General features: G+C 74.7%; 23 protein-coding genes. 10 read left to right on the forward strand and 13 right to left on the reverse strand.

The window, feature by feature from the left end:
- Positions 1–106: 106 nt before the first annotated feature.
- From hemC to hemL, 4 genes are read left to right on the forward strand one after another with little or no spacing between them, the layout of a single operon-like run.
- Entirely contained in the window at positions 107–1,261 is a 1,155-nt protein-coding gene (hemC, locus tag ACWPWV_RS05755; protein ID WP_454041978.1) for a hydroxymethylbilane synthase, read from the forward strand.
- Positions 1,258–2,163 carry a uroporphyrinogen-III synthase gene (locus ACWPWV_RS05760; RefSeq protein WP_454041979.1) on the forward strand — a complete coding sequence of 302 codons (906 nt, stop codon included), beginning with the start codon at positions 1,258–1,260 and terminating at the stop codon, positions 2,161–2,163. The genes hemC and ACWPWV_RS05760 overlap by 4 nt, the downstream gene beginning before the upstream one ends.
- A complete protein-coding gene (gene hemB, locus ACWPWV_RS05765) occupies positions 2,160–3,215 on the forward strand; it encodes a porphobilinogen synthase (RefSeq protein ID WP_454041980.1) in 1,056 nt (351 codons plus the stop codon). Before ACWPWV_RS05760 ends, hemB begins: the two co-directional genes overlap by 4 nt.
- Entirely contained in the window at positions 3,215–4,630 is a 1,416-nt protein-coding gene (hemL, locus tag ACWPWV_RS05770; protein ID WP_454041981.1) for a glutamate-1-semialdehyde 2,1-aminomutase, read from the forward strand. The genes hemB and hemL overlap by 1 nt, the downstream gene beginning before the upstream one ends.
- Before the next feature lie 179 nt (positions 4,631–4,809).
- Here hemL and ACWPWV_RS05775 read toward each other — a convergent pair whose 3' ends face one another.
- The 3 genes from ACWPWV_RS05775 to ACWPWV_RS05785 form a co-directional block, all read right to left on the reverse strand.
- A complete protein-coding gene (locus ACWPWV_RS05775) occupies positions 4,810–5,409 on the reverse strand; it encodes an HdeD family acid-resistance protein (RefSeq protein ID WP_454041982.1) in 600 nt (199 codons plus the stop codon).
- A gap of 119 nt (positions 5,410–5,528) precedes the next feature.
- Positions 5,529–6,632, reverse strand: coding sequence for a DUF2330 domain-containing protein (locus ACWPWV_RS05780; protein WP_454041983.1), 1,104 nt, complete (start codon positions 6,630–6,632; stop codon positions 5,529–5,531).
- 75 nt (positions 6,633–6,707) lie between these two features.
- Positions 6,708–7,190, reverse strand: coding sequence for a hypothetical protein (locus tag ACWPWV_RS05785; protein WP_454041984.1), 483 nt, complete (start codon positions 7,188–7,190; stop codon positions 6,708–6,710).
- Positions 7,191–7,368: 178 nt separating this feature from the next.
- On the opposite strand from ACWPWV_RS05785, the gene ACWPWV_RS05790 reads away from it, so the two are divergent.
- From ACWPWV_RS05790 to ACWPWV_RS05800, 3 genes are all read left to right on the forward strand, one after another.
- Complete coding sequence (locus ACWPWV_RS05790) at positions 7,369–7,710, forward strand: metal-sensitive transcriptional regulator (protein WP_454041985.1); 342 nt, start codon at positions 7,369–7,371, stop codon at positions 7,708–7,710.
- Positions 7,711–7,800: 90 nt separating this feature from the next.
- Complete coding sequence (locus ACWPWV_RS05795; protein ID WP_454041986.1) at positions 7,801–8,157, forward strand: heavy-metal-associated domain-containing protein; 357 nt, start codon at positions 7,801–7,803, stop codon at positions 8,155–8,157.
- Positions 8,158–8,489: 332 nt separating this feature from the next.
- A complete protein-coding gene (locus ACWPWV_RS05800) occupies positions 8,490–11,207 on the forward strand; it encodes a heavy metal translocating P-type ATPase (RefSeq protein WP_454042819.1) in 2,718 nt (905 codons plus the stop codon).
- A gap of 113 nt (positions 11,208–11,320) precedes the next feature.
- Here ACWPWV_RS05800 and ACWPWV_RS05805 read toward each other — a convergent pair whose 3' ends face one another.
- From ACWPWV_RS05805 to ACWPWV_RS05820, 4 genes are read right to left on the reverse strand one after another with little or no spacing between them, the layout of a single operon-like run.
- On the reverse strand, positions 11,321–12,148 hold the full coding sequence (locus tag ACWPWV_RS05805; RefSeq protein WP_454041987.1) for an ABC transporter permease: 828 nt from the start codon (positions 12,146–12,148) through the stop codon (positions 11,321–11,323).
- Complete coding sequence (locus tag ACWPWV_RS05810; RefSeq protein WP_454041988.1) at positions 12,145–13,140, reverse strand: ABC transporter ATP-binding protein; 996 nt, start codon at positions 13,138–13,140, stop codon at positions 12,145–12,147. The genes ACWPWV_RS05805 and ACWPWV_RS05810 overlap by 4 nt, the downstream gene beginning before the upstream one ends.
- On the reverse strand, positions 13,137–13,442 hold the full coding sequence (locus ACWPWV_RS05815) for a transcriptional regulator (RefSeq protein ID WP_454041989.1): 306 nt from the start codon (positions 13,440–13,442) through the stop codon (positions 13,137–13,139). Before ACWPWV_RS05815 ends, ACWPWV_RS05810 begins: the two co-directional genes overlap by 4 nt.
- Positions 13,435–14,154 carry a hypothetical protein gene (locus ACWPWV_RS05820; protein WP_454041990.1) on the reverse strand — a complete coding sequence of 240 codons (720 nt, stop codon included), beginning with the start codon at positions 14,152–14,154 and terminating at the stop codon, positions 13,435–13,437. The genes ACWPWV_RS05815 and ACWPWV_RS05820 overlap by 8 nt, the downstream gene beginning before the upstream one ends.
- 247 nt (positions 14,155–14,401) lie before the next feature.
- Between ACWPWV_RS05820 and ACWPWV_RS05825 the strand changes: the two genes are divergently transcribed.
- The 3 genes from ACWPWV_RS05825 to ACWPWV_RS05835 all read left to right on the forward strand — a co-directional run bounded on the left by ACWPWV_RS05825 (position 14,402) and on the right by ACWPWV_RS05835 (position 16,586).
- Positions 14,402–15,370, forward strand: coding sequence for an SPFH domain-containing protein (locus tag ACWPWV_RS05825; RefSeq protein WP_454041991.1), 969 nt, complete (start codon positions 14,402–14,404; stop codon positions 15,368–15,370).
- Positions 15,367–15,669 (forward strand): hypothetical protein, encoded by a 303-nt coding sequence (locus ACWPWV_RS05830; RefSeq protein ID WP_454041992.1) that lies wholly within the window; start codon positions 15,367–15,369, stop codon positions 15,667–15,669. The genes ACWPWV_RS05825 and ACWPWV_RS05830 overlap by 4 nt, the downstream gene beginning before the upstream one ends.
- Before the next feature lie 68 nt (positions 15,670–15,737).
- Positions 15,738–16,586 carry a CPBP family intramembrane glutamic endopeptidase gene (locus ACWPWV_RS05835; RefSeq protein ID WP_454041993.1) on the forward strand — a complete coding sequence of 283 codons (849 nt, stop codon included), beginning with the start codon at positions 15,738–15,740 and terminating at the stop codon, positions 16,584–16,586.
- 36 nt (positions 16,587–16,622) lie between these two features.
- On the opposite strand, the gene ACWPWV_RS05840 is transcribed toward ACWPWV_RS05835, so the two are convergent.
- From ACWPWV_RS05840 to ACWPWV_RS05865, 6 genes are all read right to left on the reverse strand, one after another.
- Positions 16,623–17,246 (reverse strand): DUF6993 domain-containing protein, encoded by a 624-nt coding sequence (locus ACWPWV_RS05840; RefSeq protein ID WP_454041994.1) that lies wholly within the window; start codon positions 17,244–17,246, stop codon positions 16,623–16,625.
- A gap of 126 nt (positions 17,247–17,372) precedes the next feature.
- Entirely contained in the window at positions 17,373–19,103 is a 1,731-nt protein-coding gene (locus ACWPWV_RS05845) for a dipeptide ABC transporter ATP-binding protein (protein WP_454041995.1), read from the reverse strand.
- A complete protein-coding gene (locus ACWPWV_RS05850; protein WP_454042820.1) occupies positions 19,100–20,134 on the reverse strand; it encodes an ABC transporter permease in 1,035 nt (344 codons plus the stop codon). The genes ACWPWV_RS05845 and ACWPWV_RS05850 overlap by 4 nt, the downstream gene beginning before the upstream one ends.
- A 157-nt stretch (positions 20,135–20,291) precedes the next feature.
- Positions 20,292–21,395, reverse strand: coding sequence for an ABC transporter permease (locus ACWPWV_RS05855; RefSeq protein ID WP_454041996.1), 1,104 nt, complete (start codon positions 21,393–21,395; stop codon positions 20,292–20,294).
- Between the two features lie 82 nt (positions 21,396–21,477).
- Entirely contained in the window at positions 21,478–23,121 is a 1,644-nt protein-coding gene (locus tag ACWPWV_RS05860; RefSeq protein ID WP_454041997.1) for an ABC transporter substrate-binding protein, read from the reverse strand.
- 308 nt (positions 23,122–23,429) lie between these two features.
- Positions 23,430–24,344 (reverse strand): HdeD family acid-resistance protein, encoded by a 915-nt coding sequence (locus ACWPWV_RS05865; RefSeq protein ID WP_454041998.1) that lies wholly within the window; start codon positions 24,342–24,344, stop codon positions 23,430–23,432.
- Positions 24,345–24,455 lie beyond the last annotated feature (111 nt).

Genomic DNA, 24,455 nt, shown 5'->3' on the forward strand with positions numbered 1-24,455 from the left:
ACCGGTCGTCAGGACCGCGTCACACCGTCGTCGGGGTGGGCCGGGAATTCTCGTGGCGGCCCGCCGCGCATTTCGAGATCGTCACCGCACGGAGGACACTGGACGCGTGAGCAGCACCCCGACGAGCCCCCCGACGGGCCGCGACGTCATCCGTGTCGGCACCCGCGGCAGCGCGCTCGCGACGACCCAGACGGGCCACGTCGCGCGGCGCCTCGAGGAGCTGACCGGCCGCACCGTCGAGACCGTCCGGATCCGCACCGACGGCGACGTGCTGACCGGCTCGCTCGCGCAGATGGGCGGCACCGGCGTGTTCGTCACCGCCCTCCGCGAGGCCCTCCTCGACGGCCGGTGCGACGTCGCGGTCCACTCGCTCAAGGACCTCCCCACCGCGGCCGCCCCCGGGCTCACGGTCGTGACGCCCGAGCGCGAGGACCCGCGCGACGCGCTGTGCGCGCGCGACGGGCTGACGATCGCCACGCTCCCGCGCGGCGCCCACGTGGGCACCGGGTCGCCGCGCCGCGCCGCCCAGCTGCGGTCGGTCCGCCCCGACCTCGACGTCGTCGACATCCGCGGCAACGTCGACACCCGTCTGCGCCGCGTCCACGGCGACGACGCCGACCTCGACGCCGTGGTGCTCGCCTACGCGGGGCTGTCCCGCCTCGGCCGCCTCGACGCCGTCACCGAGGTGATCGACACGACCGTCATGGCGCCCGCGGCCGGGCAGGGCGCGCTGGCCGTCGAGGTCCGCACGTCCGAGCTCGACGACCCGGTCGTCGCGGAGGCGCTGCACGCCCTCGACCACGAGGCGACGCGCCTCGCCGTCCTCGCGGAGCGGGCGCTGCTCGCGCGCCTCGAGGCCGGCTGCGCGGCGCCCGTCGGTGCGCACGCGCTCGTCGACGGCGTCGAGGTCGTCCTCACCGCGGTCGTCGCGCGCGTCGACGGTGCCGAGCAGCTCACGCACTCGGCGCGGGTCCTCCTGCCGGCGACCGGCAGCGACCTGCGCGCGGCGCGCGACGACGTCGCGCTGCGGCTCGGCGAGCGCGTCGCCGACGCGCTCCTCGCCGACGGCGCCGCGCGCCTCGCTCCCCTCGGCCCGCCGGCCGCCCCGGACGACGTCGCGGCGGCGGCCCTGCCCGACGCCGGCAGCGCCACGCGGGGCACCGCGACGGACACGCCCGACCCGGCGGTCGAGACGGCGCGCGAGCAGCGCTGCGCGACGGCGGCTACCGCGGGGACCCCGCGTGAGCCCCCACCTGCGTGACCCCTCCCGCGGCCCCGCCCCCGTCGTCCCGGTACCGCCCGTCCGTCCCCGGCGCGCGCGCCCTGGCCGGCCGGACCGTCCTCGTGCCGCGGAGCCCCGAGCGTGCCGCCGCCCTCGCGACGGCCTTGCGCGGCGCCGGCGCCCGGGTGCTCGTGAGCCCGGCGATCGAGCGTGCCCGGGTCGACGACACCGTCCCCGTGGACGACGCCGTCGGGCGGCTCGCCGAGGGCGGCTACGGCTGGGTCGTCGTCACGAGCGTCAACGCGGTCGACGAGCTCGTCGCCGCCGCGACCCGGCGGGACACCACCCTCGGCGACGTCGCACGCACGGCCCGCTGGGCCGCCGTCGGCCCCGCGACGCGCCGCGCGCTCGAGTCCGTCGGCGTCGCGGTGGACCTGGAGCCGGCCGAGAACTCCGCGCGCGGTCTCGTCGCCGCGTTCGCAGCCCTCGCCCCGGCCCGCGCGGAGCCGGTGACGACCGTCCTGCTCCCCCAGGGCGACCTCGCGGCGCCGACGGCGGCGGACGGGCTCCGCGACCTCGGCCACGACCCGCACGTCGTCACCGTCTACCGCACGGTCGCCCACGACCTCGCGCCCGACGTGGTCGCCGCGTGGCACGCGGGCGAGGTCGACGCCGTCGTCCTCACCTCGGGGAGCGTCGCGCGCGAGGTCGCGCGGCAGCTCGGCCCGCGCGACGACGTCGCGGCCGTCGCGATCGGCGAGCCGACGGCCCGGGCGGCACGGGCCGTCGGGCTGCGGCTCGACGCGGTCGCCGACCGCCCGACCGACGAGGCGCTCGCCACCGCGCTGACCACCGTCCTGGCGGGGTCGCACGCCGCCGTCACCGCGGCCCCCGCACCCGGCACGACCGGACGCCCCCACGACACAGGAGACCCCTCGTGACCCTCTCCCCCGGACACCACCGGCCCCGACGCCTGCGCGCGACCCCGCGCCTGCGCCGGCTCGTCGGCGAGACGCGCCTGCACCCCGCGGACCTCGTGCTGCCGCTCTTCGTCAAGGAAGGGCTCGACGCACCCCACCCCATCTCGTCGATGCCGGGCGTCGTGCAGCACACCGAGGCGACGCTCGCCGACGCCGTGCGGGACGCGGCGCGCGCGGGGATCGGCGGCGTCATGCTCTTCGGCATCCCCGCCCGGCGCGACGCGACCGGGAGCCAGGCGGACGCCGAGGACGGGATCCTGCAGCGCGCGATCCGGCTGTCCCGCGACGTCGTGCGCGAGGTGGAGTCCACCGGCGGCGGGGGCGGCCCCGCCCCCGTCGTCATGGCGGACACGTGCCTCGACGAGTTCACGGACCACGGCCACTGCGGCGTCCTCGCGACCCGGCACGACGGCACGCGCGAGGTCGCGGTGGTCGACAACGACGCGACGCTGGAGCGGTACGCGTCGATGGCCGTCGCGCAGGCGCGCGCGGGAGCGGACGTCGTGGCGCCGTCGGGCATGATGGACGGCCAGGTCGGCGTGATCCGCGAGGCGCTCGACGCCGCGGGGTACACGGACGTCGGCATCCTCGCCTACTCGGCGAAGTACGCGAGCGCGTTCTACGGGCCGTTCCGCGAGGCCGTGGACTCGGCGCTCCAGGGCGACCGCCGGACGTACCAGATGGACGCGGGCAACGCGCGCGAGGGTCTGCGCGAGGCCGACCTCGACCTCGCCGAGGGCGCGGACATGGTCATGGTCAAGCCCGCGGGGTCGTACCTCGACGTGCTCGCCGCGGTCGCCGAGATGTCGCCGGTGCCGGTCGCGGCGTACCAGGTGTCGGGCGAGTACGCGATGATCGAGGCCGCCGCGGCGAACGGCTGGATCGACCGCCGCGGCGCGGTCACGGAGTCGGTGCTCGGCATCAAGCGCGCCGGCGCGGACGTGATCCTCACCTACTGGGCCACCGAGATCGCCGGCTGGCTGCGCGACGAGACGTTCGGAGGGACGCGCTGATGACGGAGTCGACCGGGTTCGGGGTCGCCGCGGCGGCACACGCGGAGGTCGTCGCGCCGGCGGGCGCGGCGGGGTCCACCGCGACGGACAACCACGCGGCGTTCGTCCGCGCGCAGGCGGTGCTGCCGGGCGGCGTGAGCTCGCCCGTGCGGGCGTACGGGTCGGTGGGCGGCGACCCGCGCTTCCTCGCGTCGGCGCGCGGCGCGTACGTGACCGACGTCGCGGGGCGCGAGTACGTGGACCTCGTGTGCTCGTGGGGACCGGCGCTGCTGGGCCACGCGCACCCCGACGTGGTCGCCGCGGTGCAGGACGCCGCGGCACGCGGCCTGTCCTTCGGCGCGCCGACGCTCGGCGAGGTCGAGCTCGGCGAGGAGATCCGCCGCCGGGTGCCCGCCGCGGAGCGCGTGCGCCTCGTGTCGACGGGCACCGAGGCCACCATGACCGCGATCCGGCTCGCGCGCGGCGTGACCGGGCGGGACGTGATCGTGAAGTTCGCGGGCTGCTACCACGGGCACGTCGACGCGCTGCTCGCCGAGGCGGGCTCCGGCGTCGCGACGCTCGCGCTCCCGGGCTCCGCGGGCGTGACCGAGGCGAGCGCGGCCGAGACGCTCGTGCTGCCCTACAACGACCTCGCGGCGGTCGAGGCCGCGTTCGCCGAGCGCGGCTCGGAGATCGCGGCCGTCATCACGGAGGCGGCGCCCGCGAACATGGGTGTCGTGCCGCCCGCCGAGGGGTTCAACGAGGGGCTGCGGCGCATCACGGCCGCGCACGGGTCGCTGCTCGTCCTCGACGAGGTGCTCACCGGCTTCCGGGTCGGGCCGAGCGGCTGGTGGGGGCTCGAGAACGCCGTGCTGCGCGGTCAGGGGGCCGCGGGCTACACGCCGGACCTGTTCACGTTCGGCAAGGTCGTGGGCGGCGGGATGCCCGTCGCCGCGGTCGGCGGGCCCGCCGCGGTCATGGACCAGCTGGCGCCGCTCGGGCCCGTATACCAGGCGGGCACGCTGTCCGGGAACCCGGTCGCCGTCGCGGCGGGCCTCGCGACGCTGCGCCTGGCCGACGACGCGGTGTACGCGCACGTGGACGGCGTCGCCTCGGTCCTGTCGAAGGCCGTCGGCGACGCGCTCGACGCCGCGGGCGTCGCGCACCGGGTGCAGCGCGCCGGGTCGCTGTTCTCGGTGTTCTTCGGCGACCTCGCCGCGAGCGCGGGCGTGCGCGACTATGCGCAGGCCCAGGCGCAGGAGACCTTCCGGTACCGCGCGTTCTTCCACGCGATGCTCGACCAGGGTGTGAACCTGCCGCCGTCGGTGTTCGAGGCGTGGTTCGTGTCCGCCGCGCACGACGACGCGGCGGTGCAGCGGATCGTCGACGCGTTCCCGGCGGCGGCCCGCGCCGCCGCGATGGCGTCCCCCGCCTGACGAGCCCGCGCGACGCACCGCGTCACCCGTCGTCCGAGCGCCACGCGCCGGGCGCCGGGCGCCGAGCGCCGAGCGCCGAGCGCCGATCGCCGAGAACGACCTGGGGGTCGTCATCCGTCGGATGACGACCCCCAGGTCGTGGTGGGCGGTGCGCCGGGGCGGGCTCGGCGGCCCGGGCGTCAGTAGCCGCGCTGCGCCGCGGTGCCGGCCTGCTTGCCGAGCGAGCGGATCTGGAAGCCGAACGCGATGAGCATGACGCCCCAGAGGATCGCGAAGATGGCGAGGATCCAGACGATGGAGACGAGCCCGGCGGTCACGTTGAACAGCACGAGGACGCCGAAGACGATGCCGAGGAGGCCGGCGAAGACCCCCCAGCCCCAGCCGCTGCCGGAGAACCTGCGCAGGTCGAGGCTCGCCACCGTCTGGAACAGGCCGAAGGCGATGGCCCACAGACCGACGATCCACACGAGGACCTCGGCGGTCTTCCCGGGCCACACGAGCAGCACGATGCCGACGGCGAGGCTGACGATGCCCATCGTCACGAGCAGAGCGGTGCCGTTGCCCGTGCCCCGGCGGCGGATGCCCTCGATGATCTCGACGATGCCGTCGATCACCGTGAAGATGCCGACGACCCAGATGATCGCGGCCGCCGTGATCTCGGGCCAGGCGATCGCGACGATGCCGAAGATGATCGCGAGCACGCCACGCAGCACGGGCCAGTACCAGACCTGCCGTGCCGTGGTGGAGAAGGCGGTGAGGAGCGGGTCCTGCGTCGTCATGGTGCACCTCTCACATGGGTGACAGCGCGGGTTCACTCCCCCGCATGGACCTCATGAAACACCCGGGACCCACCCGTGTCGCGCCGAACCGCGCGTTTCGCCCAGAGCGGCGCGGACGTTCATGCGCGTGCCGGCCGTGGTGCGACGGCCCGGGTCGGCACGTGCCGGCGCCGGGCCGCCCACACGACGAGGACGGACAGCGCGAGGACGCCCCCGAACGCGAGCACCGGGCCGGCGAAGAACGGTCCGATCCGCTTGTCCGCGACGACCGTGTAGGTCGCGGCGTACGCGACGTCGGACGCTGCCGGGGTGAAGACGAAGTCGGAGACGATCTGCTCCGAGGGCTCGGTGAACGCCTGCTCGTGCGCCGTGACGTAGTCGCCCGCGGCCAGCAGCGCGGCGAGCTCGTCGCTCGCCACCGACGCCGGGTCGACGCGGCCGGCGAAGCGGACCTGTGGTGCGGCGAGGTCGGCGGTCGCGTCGGCACGGTCCGTGCGCCCGTCGGCGAGCACGTACGTGCGGGTGCGCTGGGTGTCCTGCGCGGCGGCGGACATCCGCATCGGGTAGACGAGGGAGTCGCTCGGGAACGTCACGCGCAGCGGCTGCAGCGTGCCGTCGAACGAGGCGGCGGCGTCCGGGGCGAGGCGCGCGGCGACGAACGTCCACCCCTCCGCGACGTACGGGGCGATCGCCCCGCGGACCGAGGGCGTGAGCTGGAAGCCGCGCTCGGCGAGCCAGGCGTCGAGCGCCGCGCCGTCGGTGGCGGCGAGCGTCGTGACGTCGAGCGGACCGAGCCGCACCTGGTCCAGCACGTCGACGCCACCCGCCGCGCCCGCGCCGTCGGCCGGGGACCCGAACCCGAGCTCCGGCCACCAGCGGTGGTCCGCGACGACCGCTCGCGGTGCGGTGATCGCGTCGAGCTCGCGGAACACGGCAGGGTCCGCGAGCGACACCTCGGCCGGGGCGGGGGTCGGCAGGATGAGACCGACCTCCGGCGCCGCGGACAGCGTCTCCAGCTCCAGGAGGAGCGTCTCCGTGGTCCCGTCCCACTGGAGGACGGCCGACTCGGACGACACCGTCGTGTCGTAGGCCGGGGACTCGACGAAGCCTCCGCACGCGCACGCCGAGGCGGGCGGTGCGACGACGGCAAGACCTCCGGCGAGCGCGACCGTGACGAGGGTGGCACGTGCCCCCCGCCGCGTCGTCGCGCGTCGCGTCCCCATGCTCGGAGGGTAGGTCCGGGCCACGGAGGACCGCGCGGCAAGTCGCGGATCGTGACCCAGCCGTGACCGCGGCGGTCAGCCGGCGGCCGCCCGGACGCCGAGGTAGGCGATCCCGCCGATGACCACGGCCCACAGCGCGACGGCGACGACGCCCCAGACGAAGACGCGTCCGCGCGGCGCGCCGAAGCCGACCATCGCGGCGGCCGTGACGTGGCTCGGCAGCAGGAGCGGGCCGAGCAGGCTGACGCCCGGCACCCCGTACCGGTCGAAGACGCGACGCATCCGCTGGCGCTTGGGATCCGACCCGACCTCCCGGCCGCGCGTCAGGCCGGAGCGGGCCGCGCCGATGACCCACACGACGACGGCGAGGGCGATCGCGTTGCCGAGCACCGCGACCGGGATCGCGACGACCGGGCTGATCCCGGCCACGACGCCCAGGACCGCGGCGCCCTCGGCCTCGACGTAGGGGATCATCGCGGCGACGAGGACGCCGACCCAGCGGAGCAGGGGCGGCAGCCCGAGCGTGAAGTCCTGCAGCGTGGTGACGATGTCGGTCATGTCCTGCCTCTCGTGTGGTGGTCCCTCCACCGTCGCCCGGGCGGAGCCCGCGCGGCAGTGCGCCCTGTCACCGGCTCGGGTGCGCCGGTCACGGGGTCGCGGTGACACCTGTCACGCCGCTCGCGCTGCGATACCCTCAGGGGGTATGCTCGGGAGTGCCCGGCGACGAGGAGAGACCATGACCGACACCGCAGCGGACCCCGCCGTCCGCGACGACGAGCACACCGACCACGACGGCCCCCACGGCTACGCGTCCGACAAGGAGGCGTACCTCCGGCGCATGCGCCGTATCGAGGGGCAGGTCCGCGGGATCGCCCGCATGATCGACGAGGACGTCTACTGCATCGACATCCTCACGCAGGTCTCGGCGGTCACGAAGGCCCTGCAGGCCGTGAGCATCGGGCTCGTCGAGGACCACCTCGGGCACTGCGTCGTCGACGCCGCCCGGCAGTCCGAGGACGGCGGCGCCGCGAAGGTCAAGGAGGCGGCCGACGCGATCGCCCGCCTCGTCCGCAGCTGAGCCCCACCGGGACCGCACCACCAGGCACCGCACCAAGAGCACCGCACCCCAGTCCGCACCACCAGCACCCCACGACCACCGAGGAGCACCATGAGCACCGTCACCACCCTGGGCGTCACCGGCATGACCTGCGGCCACTGCGTCGCGAGCGTCACCGAGGAGGTCGAGAAGGTCGCCGGCGTCGAGAACGTGAGCGTCGAGCTGCACGACGGCGGCACGAGCGAGGTCAGCGTCTTCTCCGACGAGCCCCTCGACGAGAAGGCGCTGCGCGACGCCGTGGACGAGGCGGGCTACGCCGTCGACTCCGTGGACGTCCAGCAGGACGCCCTCGCCGCGCAGTACGCCGAGCAGGCGCCGGGCAGGCAGGCCGCGCACGACGACGCGTCCGACGCCGCCGCGACGTCGTTCGCGACCCGCACCGCCGACCTGCGCGACCCCTCCGCCTGACCACCGGGCCCGACGGCGGGGCTCGCCTCGCGCGCGACCGTGCGCCCCGCCGTCGGGGAACCGCAGCACCACCCCGCGGACCGCCTGCCGACACGTCGCCCTCCGCGCGACCCAGGCCCTCCGCGCCCGCGCCGCCGCCCCGTCGGGGCGCGCGCCCCGCCGACGACGTCCGCCACCCCGGACCCCGCCGGTGACACCGCCACGAACCCGTCGAGGAGTCACCCCCCATGTCCCCGCAGTCCCCGCAGTCCCCACAGGTCCCGCAGTCCCCTGCCGGGACCGCCACCGCCCCGCGCGCACCGCTCGCCGAGGTCGACCTGGCGATCGAGGGCATGACGTGCGCGTCGTGCGTCGCGCGCGTCGAGAAGCGCCTCAACCGCGTCGACGGCGTCACGGCCACGGTCAACCTGCCGCTCGAGAACGCCCACGTAACCCTCGCGGCCGACGTCCCCGACGCCGACCTCGTCGCGGCCGTCGAGAAGGCGGGCTACACCGCCCGCGTCACGACGCGCCGCCCCCTCACGCCCACGCACCGCGGTACTACCTCGGCGGACCGCGGGATCACCTCGGCAGTCCGCGAGGGCGAGCCGACCGCAGGAGCCGCGCCCGCGCCGTCGGGCACGACGGCCCCGGCCACCACCCGTGGCGAGGCGGTCGCCGAGGCGGTGGGGGCGGCGTCGGAGGCGAAGGGCGTAGGAGCCGCGCGCGGCCACGGACAGCCGGGCGACCACGGCGACGGCGCGGCCAGCCCGAGCCCCGACGCCGCCCCGACCGCCACCCCGACCACGAACCGCGTCGACCCGGTCACGACCACCGCGGAACCGACGCGCGACCGCGGCACGGACCTCCTGCGCCGCCTGCGCGTCGCCTCGGTCCTCACCGTCCCGGTCCTCGCGCTGTCGATGATCCCCGCGCTGCAGTTCCCGGCGTGGCAGTGGGTCGTCGCGGCGCTCGCGCTCCCGGTCGTCACGTGGGCGGCGTGGCCGTTCCACACGGCGGCGTTCCGCGCGGCGCGGCACGGTGCGTCGACGATGGACACGCTCGTGTCGCTCGGCGTGATCGCGGCGACGGTGTGGTCGTTGTGGGCGCTCCTGCTCGGGGGGGCGGGCGAGATCGGGATGCGCATGCAGCCGTCCCTCATCCCGTCGCGCGACGAGATGGGGCCGCCGGAGCTGTACTTCGAGGTGGCCGCGGTCGTGACGACGTTCCTCCTCGCCGGGCGGTACGCGGAGCACCGGTCGCGCCGCCGCGCGGGCGACGCGCTGCGGTCGCTGCTCGAGCTGGGCGCGAAGGACGCCGAGCGCGTCCTCGTCGGCCCGGACGGCACGCCCCGCACGGGCGCCGACGGCGCACGCCTCACCGAGCGGGTGCCCGTCGCGGCGCTCGGGGTCGGGGACGTGTTCGTGGTGCGGCCGGGGGACAAGGTCGCGACGGACGGCGTGGTGCTCGAGGGGTCGAGCGCGGTCGACACGTCGCTCCTCACGGGCGAGCCGGTGCCGGTCGACGTGACGCCGGGCGACGACGTGACGGGGGCGACGGTGAACACGTCGGGCAGCCTGCTCGTGCGCGCGACGCGCGTGGGCGAGGAGACGACGCTCGCGCAGATCGGTCGGCTCGTGTCGCAGGCGCAGACGGGCAAGGCCCCGGTGCAGCGCCTCGCGGACCGCATCTCCGCGGTGTTCGTACCGATCGTGCTGGTCCTCGCGGTGGTGACGCTCGTCGGGTGGTTGCTCGCGGGCGCCGGGACGCAGTTCGCGTTCACGGCGGCTGTCGCCGTGCTGATCATCGCGTGCCCGTGCGCGCTGGGCCTCGCGACCCCGACGGCCCTGCTCGTCGGGACGGGCCGCGGCGCGCAGCTGGGCGTGCTCATCAAGGGCCCGGAGATCCTCGAGTCGACGCGCCGCGTGGACACGGTCGTGCTCGACAAGACGGGCACCGTCACGCAGGGCGCGATGGCGCTCGAGGCCGTGGTCGCGCCGTCGGGCACGCTGACGCTGCACGACGTGCCGGCGGAGGGCCGGTCCACGGCGGGTCCGGGCGCCGACCGGTCGGGCGACGCGGACGCGCTCGACGCGCTGCGCCACGCGGGCGCGGTCGAGGCGCTCAGCGAGCACCCGATCGCCCGCGCGATCGCCACGGCGGCGCGCGACGTGTCCGGGTCGCCGGTGGGCGCGGCCTCGCCGCTCCCGGAGACGGTGGGTGCCGACGGCGTCCGCATCGGCTCGCTGCAGGCGTTCGACTTCCGCAGCACGCCGGGGGGCGGTGTCGAGGCGGTCGTGCGGACGGCGCACTCCGGGCTGTCGCTCGGGTCCGCGCCGGGCGCTGCCGGTCCGGGCGGAGCCGGGTCGCTCAACGCACGGCGCGTGCTCGTGGGGCAGCCGTCGTGGCTCGCCGACCAGGGCGTGACGACGTCGCCGGCGCTCGACGACACGTTCGCCGACGCAGAGCGCACCGGGGCGAGCGCCGTGGTCGTCGCGTGGGACGGCGCGGCCCGCGCGGTGCTCGTGCTGCGCGACCCCGTGAAGCCGACCTCGGCCGAGGCGGTGCGCGAGCTCACGGCACTGGGCCTGCGCCCGTTCCTGCTCACCGGTGACGGCGAGGGTGCGGCGCGCGAGGCGGCGCGCGCCGTCGGGATCGCGGAGACGGACGTGATCGCCCGCGTGCTCCCGGACCAGAAGGTCGACGTCGTGGCGCGCCTCCAGCGCGAGGGCCGGGTCGTCGCGATGGTGGGCGACGGCGTGAACGACGCCGCCGCCCTGGCCACGGCCGACCTCGGGCTCGCGATGGGCACGGGGACGGACGTCGCGATCGAGGCGAGCGACCTCACGCTCGTCCGCGGCGACCTGCGCAGCGCCGCGACGGCGATCCGGCTCTCGCGCCGGACCCTGCGGATCATCCAGCAGAACCTGTTCTGGGCGTTCGCGTACAACGTCGCGGCGATCCCGCTCGCGGCGGCCGGTCTGCTCAACCCGATGATCGCCGGTGCCGCGATGGCCGCGAGCTCGGTGCTCGTCGTCGGCAACTCGCTGCGCCTGCGGTCGGCGGGCTGACGAGGCGCCGGAGGGCGCGCCCTCCCGTCGAGCCCGACACCACCCGCCGCCGAGCACGACCTGAGGGTCGCTATCCACGGGATAGCGACCCTCAGGTCGTGCTCGGCGGGGTCCTAGCGGAAGCGACGCCCCTCGTCGCGGCGGTACGCGCCCACGGCGAGCGCGGCGAACAGCACGGTCCACCCGATGAGCACGGGCCACGCCAGTCCGTAGGCGGGCTCGCCCGTGAGCGCCTGGACGAGCAGGTCGCGGCCGGCGCGCGTCGGTGTCGCCATCGAGATGGCGTCGAGCCACGGCGGGAAGAGGAACGGCGGGAGGAACAGACCGCCGGCGAACGCGAGCGGGAAGAGGATCACCTGCACGACGGGCAGCGCCGCCTTCGCCGACAGCGAGTACCCGATCGCCATGCCGAGCAGCACGAAGGGCACCGAGACGAGCAGGACGGTCCCGACGCCGGCGACCAGCTGCGGCCACGTCACGCTCGCCTCGGTGAACAGCCACGCGATGAGGATCAGCGGCACGACCCCGAACAGCGAGAAGATCCCGCCGTTGAGGATGCGCGCGACCATGCGCGGGGCCGGTCCTGCGGGCAGCGACCGCACGAACGGGTCGAACGGGAGCTGGCGGTCCTCCGCGACGCCGAGCCCGTAGGTGAACAGGCTCGCCGAGCAGATCGCGAACAGCCCGAGCGACGCGACGGCCGTCGTCGCCGCGAGCGGGTCCTGCGCGACGGCCTTCTGCGGCACGACGAAGAAGAACATCGCGAGCGCCGGGAACAGGAGGTTGCCGAGCACCGCGATCGGCACGCGGACCGTCTCGAGGAACTGGTAGCGCAGGTGCAGCCAGGTCAGGCGCACCGGTCCGGGCAGGGCCGCGCGGCCGCCCCTCGTGCCCGCCGCCGGGCCCTCGCCCGGGCGGGCCGTGCTCGCCGTCGTGCTCATCGCCGTCCTCCGTCGGTCGTCGTGGGGGCCGGCACGCCGTCGCGCGCGACCATCTGCTCGAACGCCTCCTCGAGGCTCGCCCCGCGGATCTCGAGGTCGTGGAAGTCCACGCCCGAGGTGACGAGCTCGCGGACGAGCGCGTCGGCGTCGGGCGTGTACAGCTCCTGCCTGCCGTCGCCGGCACGCTCGGCCCGGACCACGCCGGGCCACCCCGCGAGGTCGGTCGTCGATCCCACGACGACGCGGCGCAGCGCGACGCGCCGCAGGATCGCGTCGAGCGAGTCGTCGGCCCGGACCACGCCCTGGTCGATGACGACGACGCGCTCGGCAAGCGCCTGCACCTCCTCGAGGTAGTGGCTCGTGAGGAGGACGGTCCCGCCGTCGGCGTGGTACGCGCGGATCGCGTCCCACAGGGCCTGCCGGGCACCGACGTCGAGGCCGGTCGTGGGCTCGTCGAGCAGGACGACGCGCGGCCGGCCGACGAGCGCGAGCGCCACCGCGAGGCGACGCTTCTGCCCCCCGGACATGGCGCCCGTCTGGCGGCCCGCGAGCTCGGTGAGGCCGAACTGGTCGAGCAGCTCGCCGGTCGCGACGGGGTCGGGGTAGTGCCCGCCCACGAAGTCCACGACCTCGCGCACCTTGAGCGTCGCGGGCAGGCCGGTCTCCTGCGGAGTGATGCCGAGCGACACGCGGCTCCGGGCGTCGCGCGGGTCGCCGCCGAACAGCCGCACCGTGCCGGAGTCGGGCCGGCGCTGCCCGCTGACCAGGGAGAGCAGCGTCGACTTCCCGGCGCCGTTCGGGCCGAGCAGCCCGACGAGCTCGCCGGCACCCACGGTGAGGGACACGTCGTCGAGCGCGACGACCTGCCCGAAGCGGCGCGTCACGTGGTCTGCGGCGACCACCGGTCGGTCGGCCCCGGTGCCCGACGTCGCGGCGCCGGTCCCGGCGTCGGGTCGTGCGGCACGGGTGGCCCCGCGGTGCTGGACGCTCATGCTCCGGCTCCTCTCAGGAGGGTGTTCAGTGCGGTGGTGTAGTCCTCGAACGCGTCGCGCCCGCGCCGGGTGAGGGCGAGGTAGGTGGCCGGCGTGCGGCCCTCGTGGGTCTTGGTGACGCGCACGTAGCCGGCGTCCTCGAGCTTGCGCAGGTGGGTGGACAGGTTGCCGGCCGTCATGTCGAGCAGCTTCTGCAGCTTGGGGAAGGACAGCTCGTCACCGGTGCCGAGCGCGGCGAGCGTCGCGACGACGCGCAGCCGCGCGGGGGCGTGGATGACCGCGTCGAGCTCGGTGTCAGGCATCGACCGCCTCCCCCGTCCCGGGTGCGGCACCCACGCAGCGGGCGGCGACGGCGCGCCGTCGGGCCCGCAGCGCGTGCTCGATCCCGGCCATGACGAGGAAGCCCCCGCCGCCGAGGGTCGCCATGACGAGGTAGGTGAGAGGCAGCCCCGCGAAGGTCGCGACCGCGGCGACGAGCAGGATCCACACGCCGAGCGCGAAGAGCCGCACGTCCTGGAACGCGGCCGCTCCGCCGAGGTACAGGAGACCGACGACGACGCACGCGAACGCGTTGCTCGCGAGCGCCATGACCTCCTCGGAGGCCCCGGCGCGCCCGAGGCCGCCGAGGACGAGCCCGAGCGTGAGGAACCCGAGCATCCACGACCAGCCGTACATCGCGCCGGTGCGCGCGCTGACGCCGCGCGTCCCGGCCGTGCGCGTGACCGAGTGGACGATCGTGAACGCGACGGCCGAGACGATCGCGCCCGAGAAGACGAAGAACGCCCACGGCGCCGCCTGGCCGTCGGCGCCCGCGCTCGCGTACAGGCAGAGGTACCCGACCGCCCACGCGAGACCCCAGGCCAGGAAGAGCAGGCGCCCGTCGGGCTCGGTCGCGGCGCGCGCACGGTCCTGCTGCTCGCGGATGAGGCGGAGGGTGTCGGCCGGGTCGAAGACCTGGTCGGTGTCAGTGCGCGACGACGGGTCGTCGCCCGGTCCGTCGTGGTCGCTCGTCATGGTCGCCGTCCTCGCAGAGTAGTTTGTGCTGCAAACCTGTTTGTAGGTTCGCACACGGCCGACCGGAAGACAACCCCCTGTCGTCGCCGAGAACGACCTGAGGGGCGCCATCGGCCGCGGGGCGACCTTCAGGTCGTGCTCGGCAGCCCTCCGCCCGGCGGACCGCTGGCGTCGCGGCGTCTTAATGTGATATCACTTTGCTATACATCGACGAGCGGCCCGCCGGCCGCGAGAGAGGGCGGACACCGTGACCGAGAGCGCAGCACCCCCGCAGGAGTCCGTGGGCGGCGAGCCCGTGGGCCGCCCGGTGGGCCACGCCGGGACCCGGGTCGACGTCACCGAGCGTTCCGCCTGGTCGCTCGGGGCGGGTGCCGCGGCCGGCCTCATCGCACTCAGCGCCCTGCTCGTCCTCGGTGGCGTCGGCCTCGTCGTCGCAGCTGCCGCCGAGCTCGGCAGCCCCGGGGTCCTCATCACCCTGGGCATCGTCCTCTTCCTCGTCGGGATCCTCCTCCCGACCGGCGTCGCCGTGGTGAACCCCGGCGAGACGCTCGTCGTCCAGTTCTTCGGCCGGTACCTCGGCACGGTGCGCCGCACGGGTCTGGTCGCGACCGTCCCGCTCAGCACGCGCCGACGTGTCTCCGTGCGCGTGCGCAACTTCGAGACGAGCGAGCTCAAGGTCAACGACGCCGACGGCAACCCCATCAACATCGCCGCCATCGTCGTGTGGCAGGTCGCGGACACCGCGAAGGCGAGCTTCGCCGTCGAGGACTACGACGACTTCGTCGTGGTGCAGTCGGAGTCCGCGCTGCGCCACGTCGCGATGTCGCACCCCTACGACGACGCCGACGCCGGCGAGGAGTCGCTGCGCGGCGCGACGGAGCTCGTGTCGGCGGAGATCGCCGCGGAGGTCGCGGAGCGCGTCGTCGTCGCGGGCGTCGAGGTCATCGAGGCCCGCATCTCGAACCTCGCCTACGCCCCGGAGATCGCCCAGGCGATGCTGCAGCGGCAGCAGGCCGGGGCGATCATCGCGGCCCGGTCGCGCATCGTCGAGGGCGCCGTCTCGATGGTCGAGGACGCGCTCTCGCGCCTCGAGGCCGACGACATCGTCACGCTCGACGACGAGCGTCGCGCCACGATGGTGTCGAACCTGCTCGTCGTGCTGTGCGGCGACAGCCGCGTCACCCCGGTCGTCAACACGGGGTCGCTGTACCGGTGACGCCCGCCCCGCCCGAGCGGCCGGACGCGCCCGGCGACGGCGACGAGCCGTCGTCGGGCGGCGCCGTGCCCGCGGACGACGCCGCCGCGGACCGGCCGCGCAGGCCGTCCCGCAAGTCGGTGCTCCTGCGGCTCGACCCGGCCGTGCACGACGCGCTCGCGCGCTGGGCCGCCGACGACCTGCGCAGCGTCAACGCGCAGATCGAGATGCTGCTGCGCCGGGCCCTGTCCGACGCCGACCGTCTGCCCCGCGACGTCCGGCCCGTCCGCCGCCCGGGCCGTCCGCCGCGCGACCCCTGACCCCGGCGGCCAGCCGGCGTCCAGCGGACGTCGAGGTGGCACCCGGGCAGCGGTGCTATAACCGGACGGTGCCCACCCCCGACCCGACCGCGGCGCCGGTCGCGACGGCGACCCCCGTCCCGACGACCGATGCGCCGGCGCGCCCGGACCGCGCGACGCGCCGCCGCATCGGCGCGGAGATCTGGATCGTCCTCGGCCTGAGCCTCGGCAAGTCGGCCGTCTACGCGATCATCAGCATCGTCGCGCGCCTCACCGCGGACACCCCGCTGCGCGACCAGTCGGCGAGCCTCAACGTCAGCCAGTCGGCGCGGCCGTACCTCGACCTCACGTACCAGCTCGTCGGGATCTTCTTCGCGGTGCTGCCCGTCGCGCTCGCGCTCTACCTGCTCAGCGCGCGCGGGCGCTCCGCCGTCCGCGCGATCGGGCTCGACGGCGCGCGGCCCCTGCGCGACGTCGGCTGGGGGTTCGCGCTCGCCGCCGCCATCGGCATCCCGGGCCTCGCGTTCTACCTCGCCGGACGGGCCATGGGCATCACCGTCGAGGTCCAGGCGGCAGCGCTCAACGCCGCGTGGTGGACCGTGCCGGTGCTGGTCCTCGCCGCGCTGCAGAACGGGCTGCTCGAGGAGGTGATCGCCGTCGGCTACCTCTACGAGCGCACGCGCGACCTCGGGTGGGGTCGCGTGAAGTTCGTCGTCGCGAGCTCGCTGCTGCGCGGCGCGTACCACCTGTACCAGGGCATCGGGCCGTTCGTCGGCAACGTCGTCATGGGCGTCGTGTTCTCGTGGTTCTACACGAGCCGGTGGGGGCGGCACCGCGTCATGCCGCTCGTGATCGCGCACACGCTGCTCGACGTCGTCGCGTTCGTCGGGTACGCCGTCCTCCCGCTCGAGTGGAAGCAGTCGCTGGGTCTCGCGTGACCGCGCGGCCGGGGCCGGGCGGCGCGCTCAGTGCGTTCAGTGCGCCGGCATCTCCAGGCACCCGCCGTCCATGATGGGCCCGCCCGCCTCGAGCGTGACGCCGTCGGGTCCCACCGCGCCGTAGACGCACCCGCCGGGCACGCCGACCCCGACCGCGACGTGCGTCGAGGTCTCGGACGAGAGCGTCGAGCCACCGTGCACCTGCACGTTCTCGAACCCCGCCGCGACGAGCGCCGACCTCACCGCGTCCTGGTCGACCGCGTCCCCGGACACGAGCGGCTCCAGCGCCGCCTCGACCTCCGGCAGCGAGAGCGCCGCCTCCGCACGACCCTCGGGCGACCCGACCCGCTCGCGGTACGCCTCGTTCGAGAGGTCGAGGCCCTCCCCGGAGAAGCCCGTCGGGTCGGCCGACGAGCCCGGGTTCGACGTCGAGGAGGGGTTCGACGCCGGGCCCGACGCCGGGCCCGACGCCGGGGCGGACGTGCCGGCAGGCGCCGACGTGTCGTACTGCTCCGCCCAGCCGTTCACGAGCATCTGATACCCGACGACAGCCACGACGAGGACCACGAGCCCGAGCCCGACGACCCCCACGACCACCCCGGTGACGGCGCGCGTGATCCGCTCCGAGCGGTCGGGGGCGCCGTCCTGCGGTGTCGTCACGCGGCGAGTCTCGCGCGTGCCGGCCCGATCCGCGCGCCGCCCGGCACGACCTCACCGACATCTCCACAACCGCGACCGACGCCGGCCGCGAGCAGGCTGCCCGCCGCCGCCGTCACCGCCGGGCCGTCACGCGCCACGCAGCGCCCGCAGCGCCTCCCGCCGCTCGGCCTGCGCCACCGGGTCGGGCACGGGGAGCGACGCCAGCAGCCGGCGCGTGTACTCCTCGCGCGGGTCGCCGAGGACCTCGGCGCCCGTGCCCTCCTCGACGAGCCGGCCGCGGTAGAGCACCGCGATCCGGTCCGAGAGCAGGTCGACGACCGCCAGGTCGTGGGACACGAAGAGGCTCGCGAAGCCGAGCTCGCGCTGGAGCTCCGCGAAGAGCTCGAGCACGCGCGCCTGCACGGACACGTCGAGCGCCGACGTCGGCTCGTCCGCGACGAGCAGCTCGGGGTCGAGCGCGAGCGCACGGGCGAGCGACGCGCGCTGCCGCTGACCGCCCGACAGCTCGTGCGGGAAGCGGTCGCCGTACGAGCGCGGGAGCTGGACGGCCTCCAGCAGCTCGTCGACCCGGGCGCGCGCGTCCTGCGGCGACGCCGCCCGGCCGTGCACGACGAGCGGCTCGGCGACGCAGTCCGCGATCGTCAGGAGCGGGTTGAAGCTCGTCGCCGGGTCCTGGAACACGAACCCGATGCGGGGCCGGACCGGCAGCAGGTCACGCTGCCTCACCCCGAGCATCTCGACGCCGAGGACGCGCAGCGACCCGCCGGTCACCGGCGTCAGGCCCGCGACGGCGCGCGCGAACGTCGTCTTGCCGGACCCGGACTCGCCCACCAGCCCGAGCACCTCGCCCGGCCGGATCGTCAGCGAGACGTCGTCCACCGCGGTGAAGCCCGGCTTGCGCAGCCGACCGGGGTAGGTGACCGTGAGGCCCGTCGCCTCGACCACCGGCTCGGTGCTCGCCCAGCCGGTGTCGCGGGCCGACGCGCGGACCTCCGCCCGCGCGGTGCCCTCACCGACGCGGGGCACGGCGGCGAGCAGCGCCCTCGTGTACTCGGCGCGCGGGTCCGCGAAGAGCTCGCGCGCGGGCGCCTGCTCGACGACCTTGCCCTGGTACATCACCGCGACGCGGTCGGCGAGGTCCGCGACGACGCCCATGTTGTGCGTGATGAGCACGATCGCCGTGCCGAACTCGTCGCGGCAGCGCCGCAGCAGGTCGAGGATCTCGGCCTGGACGGTGACGTCGAGCGCGGTCGTGGGCTCGTCGGCGACGATGAGCCCCGGGTCGAGCACGAGCGCCATCGCGATGACGACGCGCTGCTTCTGGCCGCCGGAGAACTGGTGCGGGTAGTGGTCGACACGCGTCTCCGGGTCGGGGATCCCGACGCGGCGCAGGACGTCGATCGCCCGCTTCCGCGCCTCGCGACGGCCCACCTTCCCGTGGGCCCGGATCCCCTCCGCGATCTGCCAGCCCACGGTGAAGACGGGGTTGAGCGCCGCCGACGGCTCCTGGAACACCATCGCGACGTCACGTCCCCGCACGTCCCGCAGCCGGTCGGCGTCGAGCGTGACGACGTCGTGCTCGTCCGTCCCCGCCTTGTTCGACAGCACGACGGCGCCGCGCGCCGTCGCCGTCGAGGGCAGGAGGCCGAGGATGGTCTTCGCGGTCACGGTCTTGCCCGAGCCCGACTCGCCGACGATCGCGAGCACCTCCCCCGGGGCGACCTCCAGGTCGACGCCGTCGACGGCGCGCACCGACCCGGCGTCGGTCGCGAACGACACCGCGAGGTCACGGATGACGACCGCGGGCCGGTCGGTGCGGTCGGCCGTGCGGGTCGTGGTCTGCGGGGTGGCGGTCATCGCGCGCCCTCCGTCTCGTCGTCGGCGCGGTGCCCGAACGGCCGTTCGAGCGGGTCGAGGTCGTCCTCGGCCGGTCCGCCGTCGGCGCGCGCGCCCCGGCCCTCCAGCCCGTCGAGCCCTCCGGGCCCGGCGGACAGCGTCCCGCCCGGGACGACGGATGTCTCGGCGACCTCCCCGGACACCTCGGCGGCAGCCCGGCGCGAGCGCAGGCGCGGGTCGGCCAGGTCGTTGAGGCTCTCCCCGACCAGCGTGATGCCCAGCACCGCGAGGACGATCGCGAGCCCCGGGAAGAGCGCGGTCCACCAGATGCCGCTCGTCACGTCGGACACGGCCTTGTTGAGGTCGTAGCCCCACTCGGCGGCCGCCGTCGGCTCGATGCCGAAGCCGAGGAAGCCGAGGCCCGCGAGCGTGAGGATGGCCTCGGACGCGTTGAGGGTGACGATGAGCGGCAGCGTGCGCGTCGCGTTGCGCAGCACGTGGCGCAGCATGATGCGGTGGTGCGGCGTGCCCAGCACGCGCGCCGAGTCGACGAACGCCTCGCCCTTGATCCGCACCACCTCGGCGCGGGTCACCCGGAAGTACTGCGGGATGAACACGACCGTGATGGAGAGCGCCGCGGCGAGGATGCCGCCCCACATGCTCGACTGCCCGCCCGAGATGACGATCGCCATGAGGATCGCGAGCAGCAGGGACGGGAAGGCGTAGACGGCGTCGCAGAGCACGACGAGCAGGCGGTCCGCCCAGCCGCCGAAGTACCCGGACACGAGGCCGAGCAGCACCCCGACGACGATCGACGCGAGGATGGCCACGACGATCACGAGGAGCGCGGTCTGCGCGCCCCAGATCACGCGTGACAGGACGTCGTACCCGCCGACCGTCGTGCCGAGCAGGTGCTCGGCCGAGGGCGGCTGCTGCGCGCCGAACGCGCCGTCGGCGGTCCGGAGCTGGCTGTAGCCGTACGGGGCGAGCCACGGCGCGAGCGCCGCGGTGAGCGCGAACAGCGCGGTGACGACGAGCCCCGCGACGAGCATGCCGCGCTGCAGCCCGACGCTCTGCCGGAGCTGGTGGACGACGGGCAGACGCTTCCACCACGGGGCGCGCCCGCGCTCCGGGACGGCCACGGGCGGCGGCCCGGGGGTCGCGCCCGGTGCGGCGGCGCCGGTGGTGAGTCCGGTCTCGGCGACCATGTCAGTACCTCACCCTCGGGTCGATGAGCGCGGCGACGACGTCGACGACGAAGTTCGTCACCGCCACGATGACGGCCATGAGCACGACGATCCCCTGGACGGCGACGAAGTCGCGGGCCTGGAGGTACTCGGCGAGCTGGAAGCCGAGCCCCTTCCACTCGAACGTCGTCTCGGTGAGGACCGCGCCCGCGAGCAGCATGGCGACCTGCAGGCCGATGACGGTGATGATCGGGATGAGCGCGGGGCGCCAGGCGTGCGTGCGCACGAGGCGCGACTCCCGTACGCCGCGCGAGCGCGCCGCGACCACGTAGTCGGTGGAGAGCGTGCCGATGACGTTGGTGCGCACGAGCCGCAGGAACACCCCCGCGGTGAGGAGGCCCAGGGCGATCGAGGGCAGGACCGCGTGGGCGAGGACGTCGCCGACCACCTCGGGGTCGCCCGTGCGGAGCGCGTCGACGAGGTAGAAGCCGCTCGGGTCGTCGAGCATCTGCATCTCGATCTCGGCACCGGTCGAGGCGCGCCCGGAGACGGGCAGCCAGCCGAGCCAGACCGAGAACACCAGCTTGAGCAGCAGGCCCGCGAAGAAGACGGGGGTCGCGTAGGCGAGGATCGCGCCGATGCGCAGCGCGGCGTCGTGCGCACGGTCGCGGAAGTAGCCCGCGACCATGCCGAGCGGGATGCCGACGACGAAGGCGACGAGCAGCGCGTAGAGGGCGAGCTCGAGCGTCGCGCTGCCGTAGGTCGCGAGCACCTCGGTCACCGGCCGGTTGTCGCTGATGGTCGTGCCGAAGTCGCCCCGCACGATCCCGCCGAGGTACTCGAGGTACTGCACGACGACCGGGCGGTCGTAGCCGGCGGCCTGGATGCGCTCGGCGAGCTGGTCGGGCGTGAGGCGGCCGCCGAGCGCTGCGGTGATGGGGTCGCCCGTGGCGCGCATGACCACGAAGACGGTGGTCACGAGGATGAAGACGGTCGGGATGATGAGGAGGGCGCGCACGAGGATGTAGCTCCCGAGCCCGCCCCCGCTGCGGCGTCGGCGGCCGAGGGCGCGGGGTGCCGCCGTCGTGCTCTCACCGGCCTGCTGGTCCGGGGTGGTGGTCGTCATGTCGTCTCTTCGTCGGGGTGCTGGGGGCGACCGCGCGTCCGACCCTCCGCGTGGCGGAGGACCGGACGCGCGTCAGGACGGGTCAGCCCTTGGACAGCGCCGCGTAGCGGAACTTGAAGGACGGGTCGAGCGTGTCCTCGGCGCCCTCGACGTCGGACCCGACGACCGCGACCTGCGCACCCTGGAGGTACGGCAGCGTCGAGAGGTCCCCGGCCACCTTCGTCTGGATCTCCTCGATGAGCGCGGTGCGCTCGTCCGCGTCGGTGGTGACGGCCTGCTGGAGGATCAGGTCGTTGACCTCCTCGTTCGCGTAGTGGTTCACGAGGAAGTTCTCCGTGAGGAAGAACGGCGTGAGGTAGTTGTCCGCGTCGGAGTAGTCCGGGAACCAGCCGAGCTGGTAGGCCGGGTAGACGTCGGCGGTGCGCTCCTCGGCGTACGTGACCCACTCGGTCGTCTGCAGCTCGACCGTGAAGAGGCCGTCCTTCTCGAGCTGGTCCTTGATGAGCGCGTACTCGTCGGCCGACGACGGGCCGTAGTGGTCGTTCGAGTACTGCAGCTTCAGGGTCACGGGGGTCTTGACGCCCGCGTCCGCGAGGAGCTGCTCGGCCGCGGCCGCGTCGGGCGCGCCCGCACCGTCGCCGTACATCTCCTTGAGCGGCTCGATCGCGCCGGTGAGGCCCGCCGGGACGTAGGAGTAGAGCGGCGTGTACGTGCCCTTGTAGACCTGCTCGGAGAGCTCGTCGCGGTCGATGAGCGACGCGGCGGCCTGGCGGACGGCGAGCGCCTTCTCCGGGTCGGCCTCGGGCGTCGCCGCGCCGAACGGCTGCGTGTCGAAGTTGAACGTGATGTAGCGGATCTCGCCGCCGGGGCCGTCGACGACCTTGACGTCGTCGTTGCCGCGCAGGTCCTCGATGTCGGTGGCCGAGAGGCTGCGCCACGCGACGTCGATCTCGCCCTGCTGGATCTCGAGCTTGAGGTTCGAGGCCTCGGCGAAGTACTTGACCGCGACCTTCTCGTTCTTCGCGGCGCCGAGAAGACCCTCGTAGCCGTCGTAGGCCTCGTAGGAGACGAGGTTGTTGAAGTCGTAGCTCGAGATCGTGTACTGACCCGCGAACGCCTTGCCGTCGACGATCTCCTGGTCGGGCGTCAGCGCGTCGGCCGAGAACACGTCCTCGTCGACGATCGGGCCCGCGGGGCTCGACAGGATCTGCGGGAAGACCTGGTCGTCCTCGCTCTTGAGGTGGAAGACGACGGTCGTGTCGTCCGGCGCCTCGACGCTCTCCAGGTTGTACAGCAGCGAGGACGGGCCGTTGGGGTCCGCGATCGCGAGCTGACGGTCGAACGTGAACTTCACGTCGGAGGACGTGAGGTCGTTGCCGTTGGCCCACTTCAGGCCCGGCTTGAGCGTGACCGTGTACTCGGTCGGGGCGGTGAACTCCGCCGACTCGGCGATGTCCGGCTCGACGTCGGGGCTGCCGTACGGCGTGTTCATGAGGAAGGGGAAGACCTGGTTCATCACCGCGAACGAGCCGTTGTCGTACGAGCCCGCGGGGTCGAGGGTCGTCACCTTGTCGGTCGTGCCGATGATCAGCGAGCCGCCCCCTGCGGAGCTGGCGCCGTCGCCGTCGTCGCCGGAGCTGTCGCCGCCGCACGCCGTGAGGGTGAGCGTCAGCGCCGTGATGCCGGCGGCCGCGGCGAGGAGCCGCTTCCTGGACACCGCTGTCATGTGTCTACCTCTTTCTCGGAGATCTCGGGGTACGAGACACAGGTGGTGCGACCGTGCCCGCACCAGGACCCCGGCCTGGTGGCGGAGTGCCGTGATTTCTAGCACAGCACCATGTCACGCAGGTGACAGAAGCGGGCGAAAGCAGGACATCCTGCCGGCGTTGTTACCGGGTCGTAACCCAGAGCCCGGGGCAACCGACGTGACGTGAGACACATCTCCGGCAGGCCTCCGGGCGGTGTACTGTTCCGCCCCCGCCCCCGCCCCCGCCGAGGGCAGGGCGGTCGGAGCACCGCCGTGCCGACGGGCGCTCAGCCGTGCGAGCGAGGCGGCTCGGGAGGCTCGGTGGGGTCACCGTCCGTCCGCTCCGGCGCGGCCGGCTCCGGCGCGGTCGGAGCGGCACCGCCGGCGGTCGCTGCGCCGTCGCTCGGCTCCACGTCGCCCCCCGGTGCGGGGCTCACCGGGGGTGCGGGGCTCGCCGTGGGCGGCGCGACGTCGGGCCGCGCGGCGGCGGCGCCCAGCACGGACCCGCCCGTCACGACGACGCCCGCGGCGACCGCCTGACCGCGCAGGTCGGCGATCTCGCGAGCCACCGCGCGCACGGCGAACCCGGAGACCACGTGGATCGACCCGGCGACGAAGGCGTAGAGCGCGAAGACGACCGTCACGAGGCGGAGCACGTCGAACGCGTCCAGCGGTCGTGTGACGAGCAGGATCCCGAACAGCACCGACACGATCCCGAACGCGAGCATCCACGCCCACCCGAGGTCGCGGTTGCGGGCCAGCGCCGCGGCACCGGCGATCGTCGTGATGCCCAGCACGAGCACCCACACGGCGAGCACGTAGTAGAGGGCGGTCGGCGAGAGGTCCGGCCAGAACGCCACGACCACGCCGAACACGACGTTCACGCCCGCCTGCGCGAGCCACCACGCGGAGCCGACCTGCCGCCGGTGGACGAAGCCCTGCACCGCGACCAGCACGCCGTCGGCCACGAGGAACGCGCCGAGCACGAGCCGCAGCGTCTCGAGCTGCTCGAGCGGCTCGATCATGAGGAGCAGGCCCAGGACCACGAGCAGGACCCCGCGCACCACCGGGAGCCACCAGACCTTGCGGAAGGGGTTGCGCTCCTGCGCCGCCGACTCGGCGGCGGCGACCTCGCCCTCACGGGTGCCCGGCTCCGCGCCGCCGTCCGCCGCCCTGCCGTGTGCCGCCTTCTCGCGTGCCATGCCGACCTCCCGGTCCGAACCCCGCACCGTCGCCCCTGCGGACGCGGGAACGCTCCATGCTAGGGAGGGCTTGCTCACACTCGCGCGCCGACACGGCGCGCCCCGCCCGGC

This window comes from Cellulosimicrobium sp. Marseille-Q8652 (assembly GCF_965112045.1).

Excerpts from the sequence above, each read along its gene's own strand:
- hemL (WP_454041981.1), top strand. The coding sequence starts at position 3,215 with ATGACGGAGTCGACCGGGTTCGGGGTCGCCGCGGCGGCACACGCGGAG.
- ACWPWV_RS05775 (WP_454041982.1), bottom strand. The coding sequence starts at position 5,409 with ATGACGACGCAGGACCCGCTCCTCACCGCCTTCTCCACCACGGCACGG.
- ACWPWV_RS05780 (WP_454041983.1), bottom strand. The coding sequence starts at position 6,632 with ATGGGGACGCGACGCGCGACGACGCGGCGGGGGGCACGTGCCACCCTC.
- ACWPWV_RS05785 (WP_454041984.1), bottom strand. The coding sequence starts at position 7,190 with ATGACCGACATCGTCACCACGCTGCAGGACTTCACGCTCGGGCTGCCG.
- ACWPWV_RS05790 (WP_454041985.1), top strand. The coding sequence starts at position 7,369 with ATGACCGACACCGCAGCGGACCCCGCCGTCCGCGACGACGAGCACACC.
- ACWPWV_RS05795 (WP_454041986.1), top strand. The coding sequence starts at position 7,801 with ATGAGCACCGTCACCACCCTGGGCGTCACCGGCATGACCTGCGGCCAC.
- ACWPWV_RS05800 (WP_454042819.1), top strand. The coding sequence starts at position 8,490 with ATGACGTGCGCGTCGTGCGTCGCGCGCGTCGAGAAGCGCCTCAACCGC.
- ACWPWV_RS05805 (WP_454041987.1), bottom strand. The coding sequence starts at position 12,148 with ATGAGCACGACGGCGAGCACGGCCCGCCCGGGCGAGGGCCCGGCGGCG.
- ACWPWV_RS05810 (WP_454041988.1), bottom strand. The coding sequence starts at position 13,140 with ATGAGCGTCCAGCACCGCGGGGCCACCCGTGCCGCACGACCCGACGCC.
- ACWPWV_RS05815 (WP_454041989.1), bottom strand. The coding sequence starts at position 13,442 with ATGCCTGACACCGAGCTCGACGCGGTCATCCACGCCCCCGCGCGGCTG.
- ACWPWV_RS05820 (WP_454041990.1), bottom strand. The coding sequence starts at position 14,154 with ATGACGAGCGACCACGACGGACCGGGCGACGACCCGTCGTCGCGCACT.
- ACWPWV_RS05845 (WP_454041995.1), bottom strand. The coding sequence starts at position 19,103 with ATGACCGCCACCCCGCAGACCACGACCCGCACGGCCGACCGCACCGAC.
- ACWPWV_RS05850 (WP_454042820.1), bottom strand. The coding sequence starts at position 20,134 with ATGCTCGTCGCGGGGCTCGTCGTCACCGCGCTGTTCGCGCTCACCGCG.
- ACWPWV_RS05855 (WP_454041996.1), bottom strand. The coding sequence starts at position 21,395 with ATGACGACCACCACCCCGGACCAGCAGGCCGGTGAGAGCACGACGGCG.
- ACWPWV_RS05860 (WP_454041997.1), bottom strand. The coding sequence starts at position 23,121 with ATGACAGCGGTGTCCAGGAAGCGGCTCCTCGCCGCGGCCGCCGGCATC.
- ACWPWV_RS05865 (WP_454041998.1), bottom strand. The coding sequence starts at position 24,344 with ATGGCACGCGAGAAGGCGGCACACGGCAGGGCGGCGGACGGCGGCGCG.